This window comes from Dietzia sp. Cai40 (genome assembly GCF_014145165.1).
Lineage (GTDB): Bacteria > Actinomycetota > Actinomycetes > Mycobacteriales > Mycobacteriaceae > Dietzia > Dietzia natronolimnaea.
The window spans coordinates 1-7,142 of the sequence record NZ_JAALEB010000257.1; the positions used below are offsets into that span (position 1 = coordinate 1).

Annotated in this window: 10 protein-coding genes; 3 read left to right on the forward strand and 7 right to left on the reverse strand. The window is 72.4% G+C overall.

Translation table 11 applies throughout. The features are described from left to right. On the reverse strand, positions 1-251 hold a 251-nt coding region (locus G6022_RS10380; RefSeq protein ID WP_182691515.1), incomplete at its 3' end, for a DUF1697 domain-containing protein. 48 nt (positions 252-299) lie between these two features. Here G6022_RS10380 and G6022_RS10385 point away from each other — a divergent pair. Then, positions 300-740 carry an SRPBCC family protein gene (locus tag G6022_RS10385; protein WP_179523687.1) on the forward strand — a complete coding sequence of 147 codons (441 nt, stop codon included), beginning with the start codon at positions 300-302 and terminating at the stop codon, positions 738-740. 34 nt (positions 741-774) lie between these two features. Here G6022_RS10385 and G6022_RS10390 read toward each other — a convergent pair whose 3' ends face one another. Genes G6022_RS10390 through G6022_RS10395 form a run of 3 tightly spaced genes read right to left on the reverse strand, consistent with a single transcriptional unit; the run spans position 775 to position 2,912 of the window. Beyond that, positions 775-1,701 carry an NAD-dependent epimerase/dehydratase family protein gene (locus tag G6022_RS10390; RefSeq protein WP_241731150.1) on the reverse strand — a complete coding sequence of 309 codons (927 nt, stop codon included), beginning with the start codon at positions 1,699-1,701 and terminating at the stop codon, positions 775-777. Positions 1,702-1,707: 6 nt separating this feature from the next. Beyond that, complete coding sequence (locus G6022_RS16885) at positions 1,708-1,851, reverse strand: hypothetical protein (protein WP_241731149.1); 144 nt, start codon at positions 1,849-1,851, stop codon at positions 1,708-1,710. A gap of 59 nt (positions 1,852-1,910) precedes the next feature. Next, positions 1,911-2,912, reverse strand: a complete 1,002-nt coding sequence (locus G6022_RS10395; RefSeq protein WP_347238169.1) for a putative sulfate exporter family transporter — start codon at positions 2,910-2,912, stop codon at positions 1,911-1,913. 191 nt (positions 2,913-3,103) lie between these two features. Between G6022_RS10395 and G6022_RS10400 the strand changes: the two genes are divergently transcribed. Further along, on the forward strand, positions 3,104-4,042 hold the full coding sequence (locus tag G6022_RS10400) for a LysR family transcriptional regulator (RefSeq protein ID WP_182691519.1): 939 nt from the start codon (positions 3,104-3,106) through the stop codon (positions 4,040-4,042). Here the strand turns inward: G6022_RS10400 and aroD are convergent. Both aroD and G6022_RS10410 read right to left on the reverse strand, forming a co-directional pair. Beyond that, positions 4,014-4,853, reverse strand: coding sequence for a type I 3-dehydroquinate dehydratase (gene aroD / locus G6022_RS10405; RefSeq protein ID WP_182691521.1), 840 nt, complete (start codon positions 4,851-4,853; stop codon positions 4,014-4,016). The two genes, G6022_RS10400 and aroD, sit on opposite strands and share 29 nt — an antisense overlap. 37 nt (positions 4,854-4,890) lie before the next feature. After that, positions 4,891-5,361 (reverse strand): DUF4262 domain-containing protein, encoded by a 471-nt coding sequence (locus tag G6022_RS10410; protein ID WP_182640127.1) that lies wholly within the window; start codon positions 5,359-5,361, stop codon positions 4,891-4,893. A 204-nt stretch (positions 5,362-5,565) separates the two neighbouring features. Here G6022_RS10410 and G6022_RS10415 point away from each other — a divergent pair, with 204 nt between their 5' ends. Then, positions 5,566-6,753, forward strand: a complete 1,188-nt coding sequence (locus tag G6022_RS10415) for a patatin-like phospholipase family protein (protein WP_182658170.1) — start codon at positions 5,566-5,568, stop codon at positions 6,751-6,753. Between the two features lie 18 nt (positions 6,754-6,771). On the opposite strand, the gene G6022_RS10420 is transcribed toward G6022_RS10415, so the two are convergent. After that, positions 6,772-7,142, reverse strand: a 371-nt coding sequence (locus G6022_RS10420) for a DUF732 domain-containing protein (protein ID WP_182641480.1), incomplete at its 5' end; no start/stop codon positions are given.

The window sequence follows — 7,142 nt, forward strand, 5'->3', positions numbered from 1 at the left end:
ACCGCCGTGTAGCCGAACCTCTCCGCATACGCGGACTCGAGCGCCGCGCGCAGTCCGGTCACCGGTCGGGGATCGGTGACGAGCACGTTGCCGGTGGCCAACACCGTGGTGACCGACGTCCCGCCCGCGGCCTCCGTGCACGCGACCAGGTCGGGCATCGCGATCCGGTTGCTCTTTCCGACGTTGATCCCGCGGAGCAGCACGACCTTCCGATGCTCCCCGGCGTGTGGGCCCGCCGATCCGGTACTCATGTCCCGATCTTCCTCCCGGGGCGGGCCCGCGCGGGTAGCTTTCCCGCCATGGCAGTGTCAGTGCAGTCCGTTGTGAAGATCGAGACCGGCGTCCCCGAGATCATGGAGGTCCTGGCCGACGTCGAGTCCCTCGTCGACTGGTCGAGCGCCCACCGTGCGGTCGAGGTCAGGGAGGCCGACGACGAGGGGTGGCCGATCGTCGTGTGGGAGCGGGTGTCCCAGTACGGCGTCACCGACGAGATGGTCGTGCGCTACGAGTGGTACGACGGCGAGGTGAGCTGGTCCCTGGTCGAGAGCGGTTCCCAGAAGGTCCAGAACGCCCGCTACGTGCTCACGGACAACGGCGACGGCACCACCGAGGTCGTCTTCGACCTCGAGGTGGATCTCAAGATCAAGCTGCCGGGTGCGGTGGTCAAGAAGGCGCAGAAGCACATCGCCGACGTGGCCACCACGGGGTTGCGGGACGAGGTCCTGCGGCGGCACGGCTGATCATCCGCCCCGAGCCCTCGGGGATGGGATCCGGTCAGGAGAACCGGCGGGAGGAGATCAGTCCGTCGGTCAGATCGCGGCGCACCAGGTCGGGCACGGATCTGCGACGCAGTGGTGCACTCCCGGTGTGGGCGAGGTGCGCGATGCCGTCGAGCAGGTCGGCCATGGCCTCTGTCGGCGCCCAGGCCGGTGCCCATCCGAGCTCGTCGCGGGCCCGGGCGCAGTCCTGCAGGGGCACGGCGAACGCCAGGTCCAGCCATCCGCGGTCCACCGGCTGCAGGCGCGCCCGCCACGTCAGACCGACGAGGGCCCCGAGGAGCGGCAGGGGGATGTGGACCGCCCGGGCCCCGAGCACCTCTGCGAGATCGTCCCTGGTCAGCGGTTGTTCGGCCGCGAGGTTGAACGGGCCGGTGGCGCCCTGCTCGATCACTCGCACGACGGCGTCGGCGACGTCGTCGGCATGGACGAGGGGCAGGCACAGGCCCCTGTCGAGCGGCAGCAGCGGGACCCGCGGCGCGAGACGCGCCGGCAGATAGGCGGGCAGTCCGTACCGGGTCAGTCCGCTCGCCGCCGCTCGTTGGACGATGAAGCCCGGGCGCATCCGGGCGACGGGCACGGCATCGGCCCCGAGGAGACTCTCGTGGTCGTCGATGAGCGTCTCCGCCGCGGCCTTGTGTCGGCTGTACGCCGAGCTCGGCACCCCGGTCCTCGCCCAGGTCTCGTCGACGTGCTCACCGTGGCGGCCCGGCGCGTACGTCCCCACGGAGGACATGTGGACCAGGAGGCCCACCCCGGCCGACTGTGCGGCCCCGAGCACCGCGGCGGTCCCGCCGACCCCGACGCTCTCGAGGTAGCCGATGTTGCGGGTGGGTTGGAAACCCCAGGCCAGGTTGACGACGGCGTCCGCCTCGACGAAGTGTCGACCGAGTTCGCCGACCGCGTCCGGACCGGAGACGTCCAGCGCGTGTCAGGCGACTCCGCGGTACTCGCCGACGGGATCCGGTGGCCGACGCACGAGCCCGACCAGTCGGTCGCCGGAGCGCGTCTCGCGCAGACGACGGAGCAGCGCGGTGCCGACGTTCCCGCTCGCGCCGATGATGACGATCCGCATTCCGGCCTCCTCGCCCGAGCCCGTCAGTCCGGTCGACGGTACCTCCCGGGTCGCGGCCGTCAACCGCCGAGCGCCGGGGTGAGGAGCAGGACACCGGCCAACGCGAGGCCCGCGACCCACACCGTCGAGGCGGCGGCCAGGATGACCGGGCGTGCGCCGACCCTGCGCATCGCGGCCACCCGCACACCGATCCCCAGGGCGAACATGGCGCAGGTGAGCAGGACGGTCTGCGCAAGCGAGGCGGCGTCGACGACCGGGTCGGGGACGAGCCCGGACGAGCGCAGGAGGACCAGGGCGAGGAACGCGACGACGAACCCGGGGACCAGCGGCGGCCGGGTCCCCCGGGCGTCGGTACCGGTCGTCCGTCGCCGGTGGAGGCTGATCACGGTGACCACGGGGGCCAACAGCAGGACCCGGGCCAGCTTGACGACGGTGGCGACCGCCAGGGCGCCGCCGCCGATCGCCCCGCCTGCCGCGATCACCTGGGCGACCTCGTGGATCGATCCGCCGGCCCACATGCCCGCCGCGGTGTCCGACAGGCCCAGTGCCCCCGACAGAACCGGGACCGCGACGATCATCAGGGTGCCGAAGATGACGACGAGGGTGATCGCCGTGAGGACCTCCTCCTCGTCGGTGTCCGACACGCTGTCCACGGCCGCCACCGCCGCTGCGCCGCAGATCGAGAACCCGCAGGCGATGAGCAGGCGCTGCGTCCAGCCGAGACCCAGCGCGCCCCCCAGCGCCATGGTGCCGGCGATTCCCAGGACCACGATGACGACGACGAGCGCGACGACCTGCCACCCCAGCGCGGTGATGTCCCCGAGCAGGAGCTGCAGACCCAGCAGGGCGATGCCGACCCGCAGCAGGGTGCGCGAGGAGAACGCCAGGCCCGCGGTGGCACGGGCCGGCAGGCGCACGGTGTTGCCGAGTGCGGCACCCAGCACGATCGCCACGAGCATCGGGTTGAGGGTGGGGACCAGGTGGCCGACCCCCAGCGCCGCCGCTGTTCCGGCGAGCGTCAACGCGGTGCCCGGGGCGAGCGTTCGTGCCCTGACCCGCACGCTGGTCAGTCCGGACGTCGCCGAGTCCGAGGCCCGCGACACCGCTGCGTGGCCGTGCTCGCGTCGCCGGGCGGTCAGGGGGGTGGTCACGTCTCCAGGATGGACGCGGACGGGCCCGTCCGGTAGCCGGCAGTCCGGTATCCGTCCATATCTCACAGGCATGGCCCGAAGCGGAGCCATATGCTGTCTGCATGACACGGAGGTGGCCCGACCTGGCCGTCCTGGAGCTGCTGATCGGCGTCGACGACCAGGGGAGCCTGAGCGCGGCGGCCCGGAGGGTCGGGATGGCGCAGCCCAACGCGAGCAGGGCGATCAAGGATCTCGAGCGGCGGTTCGGCACTCCGTTGCTGCGTCGGCACCCGCGGGGCGCCACGTTGACCCCGCACGGGACGGTGCTCGCCCACTGGGCGCGGAGGGTCCTCGCCGAGACGACCCAGTTACTGGAGGTGGCGCAGAGCCTGCAGTCCGAGCGGTCCGCCACGCTGACGGTGGGGTCGAGCATGACCGTGGCAGAACACCTCATGCCGCGCTGGCTGGGGGCACTGAGGGGCGTGCTGCCGGAGGTGAACATCCACCTGCAGGTCCACAATTCCGTCAGGGTCGCCGAACTCGTTCTGGACGGCACCTGTGACGTCGGGTTCGTCGAGTCCCCGACGGTTCCCAGCGGTCTGCACACCAGTACCGTTGCGCGCGACCGGCTCGTGGTGGTGGCGGCGCCGACCCATCCGTGGGCCCGGCGCCGCACCCCGGTGACCATCTCCGAGCTCGCGGCCACACGGTTGGTGGTGAGGGAACCGGGGTCCGGCACCCGGACGACCCTGGACCGCGCACTCCACGAGTACGAGCGCCCCGCTCCACTGCTCGAACTCGCCAGTGCGGCCGCCATCCGCACCAGCGTCCTGGACGGGGTGGGCCCGGCGGGGATGAGCTCGCTCGCCGTGGCCGACCAGGTGGCCTCGGGCGCACTGAAGATCATCGAGATCGACGGGCTGGACCTGCGACGGGACCTGCGCGCGGTGTGGCGGCCGCCGCGTCAGCTGACCGGCCCGGCGGGGGAGTTGGTGACCCTCGCGCGGAGGGGCCACCAGCCCGCGGACGTGATCACCCCCGAGGGGCGGACCCGCCGCTGAGCAGATCCAGTGCGTGGCGGACCCCCTCGGCCGGGAGTTGTCCGGGCGCCGAGGCCGCGCCCACCGTGGCGAAGGTGGCCGAGGAGCCGAACGGGCCACCGCCGAGCCGCGTGACCGCCCCCAGGCCACCCATCGACATGGTGATCAGCGGGATGCGAGCGGCCCGGTATCGCTCCTCGGTGGCGGACAGCAGCGTCACCACATCGGCCGCGGATCGCGGCGTCACGGCGATCTTGGCCACGTCCGCCCCCGCGTCCTCCATGGCCGTGAGCCGCGCCACGATCTCCTCGGCGGGCGGGGTCGCGTCGAAGTCGTGGTTGGACGCCACCACCGGGGTGCGGTGTCGGCGGGCGGCGGTGATCGCGTCCTCTGCGTGCGGGTGCCGGTACTCCACGTCCAACGCGGCCGCCATGCCCGTCGAGGCGAGTGCCTCGACGAGCGCGACATAGGCCTCCGGTGAGATCTCCGCACCCCCGCCCTCGGACCTGGTGCGGAACGTGGCCAGGACCGGCAGTCCCGGTAACAGAGCCGAGATCTGCTCCAGGGCCTGCACCGCCGGGTCCGGATCACTCCCGGCCCCGGCGGTGAAGGGTCCGTAGAGGTCGACACGCCATTCGACCACGTCGACCAGTCGGTCCGTGTCCGGTGAGACCCCGGCCGGAGGGGTCCCTCTCACGGTAGTGCTCCGGAACTCGGAGTCGGCGCTGCGTAGCGCACCGATCTGCTCGGCGAGCTCCGTGAGATCCCGACCCGTGAGCGGGACGATGATCGAGGGCGAACGGGCGTCCAGGACGAGCCGATGGCGGGGCATGAGTAGACCCTACGACGGCCCCACCGGTGCGGTGGTCTCAGCAGCACCCGTCGCACGGGCAGGGCCGCCCGGCGGGGACCAGCTCGAGTGCGGTGAGGCCGCCGGTACCGGTGGTGCGGTAGTAGCGACCCGCCCACCGCAGAGTCCTGGAGGGGCGCCGGACCGGTACGAGCTCCCACGTCGGTCCGTCGGGGCCCTCGCACAGCAGGTGGCCGGCGTCGAGAACCCGGCCGTCCAGGACGGACCCGCCCCACCGGGTGAGCAACGCGGCCGTCTCCCGGGCGCCCAGGCCGCGGGCCAGGAGTTCCGGGTGTCCGCGATCGGTGAGCCCGACCGTGTATCCGAACCGTTGGTCGGGTGGCAGTGGGGCGGACTCGCAGTCCTCGCAGGCGCAGCCCTCGCCCACGTGGACCAGGTGCAGGCCGAACCGGTCGATGTCGGCGGCGACGCGCGCCATGTCGGGGTCAATGGCGGCGACGGGGCGGAACCGGATGACGGTGTGGGACACGGGAACTCCTGTTGTGTGTTCGGTGATCGTGGGTATCGAACAGGTGCTCGATACGATGGTGAAGGTAGACCGCGCCTACGACACGGTCGGCCCGGTGCCGGGATGGCGCGGGCCGCGCCGGTGCACACTGGAGGCGAATCCGCTGAGGGGACGGCCCCGGTGTGTGGGCACCGGGCACGAGTGAGGACGACGGAGGGGGATCGGATGAAGGTCGCGTTGGCACTGGGTTCCGGTGGGGCGCGCGGATACGCGCACATCGGGGCGATACGCGAGCTCGAGTCGCGCGGGCACGAGGTGGTCGGGGTGTCCGGGGCGTCGATGGGGGCGGTCGTGGGGTCGCTGCTCGCGGCCGGCGAGTTGGACCGTTTCGAGGAATGGGTGCGGGGTCTGGCACAGCGGGACGTCCTGCGGCTGCTCGACGTGTCCTTCGCCGGCGGGGGAGCGATCCGCGCCAACAAGATCATGGGCGTGATCGGCGAGATGCTCGATGACGTGCGGATCGAGGATCTGGCGATCCCCTACACCGCGGTGGCCACCGACCTGCGGGCGCGGCGCGAGGTGTGGTTCACCCGGGGCCCGGCCGATATCGCCGTCCGTGCGTCGTTCGCGATCCCGAGCATCGTCACCCCGGCGATCGTGGGCGGGCGCCTGATGATCGACGGCGGCGTGACGAACCCGGTCCCGCTCGAGCCACTCGCCTCCGTGGAGAGCGATCTGGTCCTGGCCGTGTCGCTGACCGGGCGTCGGGCGGGGATCCGCGGGTCCACCTTCCAGGAGAGCTCGGACCCCGATGAGCCCTCGGCCGTGGCCGATCCGAAGATGTCCAAGAAGGGTGGCACCGTCACCGCGACCACCGCCAGGCTCTCCGGACGCATCCGGACGGCGGCGGCGGACGTGCGGGACGCGGACCTGGTCAGACTGGTCGCGGCCCGCCTCGGTCAGGACACCTCCGGGGCGGACGCGGCCGGTCCGGACACCGCCGGTCCTGACACCGCCGGGCTGGACGCACCCGGGATCGACCCGACCGGGCGGGGCGCCGGGGGCGATTCCCGGACCGGGGACGACGCCACCCCGAGAGGGTCGGCGCAGCCGTCACCGGAGGTCGAGGAGGCGGTCGAGGAGGGCGAACGCGAGGTCCGGGCCGACGCCCAGGCGGACGATCGGAGCCTCGAGTCCCTCCCGGGCACGCTGCGGATCTTCGACGTGGTCTCCCAGTCGATCGAGGCCATGCAGAGCATCCTCACCGGCTACCGGATGGCGGGGAACCGCCCCGACGTCCTCGTGGAGGTGCCGTCCGACTCGTGTTCGGCCTTCGATTTCCACCGCGCGGAGGAGATGATCGAACTCGGCCGTCGGCTCACCGCGGAGGCGTTGGACAGGGAGGGCTTGTGAGACGGGCCCCTCTCGGCTTCAGCCGCCCTGGTTTCCGCCCTCGTCCTGGCCGACCTGCGGCAGGTGCTGGGGACAGAACGCCCTGACCGCGGCCGCCACCACCACCGGGGCCTCGGTCACCGGCGCATCGGCGTGGGCGTCGTTGTACTGCCGGACCACGTCGACGTAGCCCATGTCGCCGTCGAGTGACGCACAGGCGTCGCGCCCCCGGGTGAGATAACCCTGTTCGTCCTCGGCGTCCACGCCGACGGTCCTGATCTCGCTGAGGAACTGCTCCTCGGGAGACCGGTCGTCGCCGCCGTCCCCGTCCGGGGCCGGCTGCTCGCCGGTCGTCGGCCCGTCGCCGTCGGTGGCGTCCCCGACCGCGGAGGTGGCCTCGGCGGCCACGG

Bases quoted from the DNA above. Each gene is read 5' to 3' on its own strand.
- G6022_RS10415 (WP_182658170.1), top strand. From the start codon at position 5,566: ATGAAGGTCGCGTTGGCACTGGGTTCCGGTGGGGCGCGCGGATACGCG.
- G6022_RS16885 (WP_241731149.1), bottom strand. From the start codon at position 1,851: ATGCGGATCGTCATCATCGGCGCGAGCGGGAACGTCGGCACCGCGCTG.
- G6022_RS10400 (WP_182691519.1), top strand. From the start codon at position 3,104: ATGACACGGAGGTGGCCCGACCTGGCCGTCCTGGAGCTGCTGATCGGC.
- G6022_RS10385 (WP_179523687.1), top strand. From the start codon at position 300: ATGGCAGTGTCAGTGCAGTCCGTTGTGAAGATCGAGACCGGCGTCCCC.
- aroD (WP_182691521.1), bottom strand. From the start codon at position 4,853: ATGCCCCGCCATCGGCTCGTCCTGGACGCCCGTTCGCCCTCGATCATC.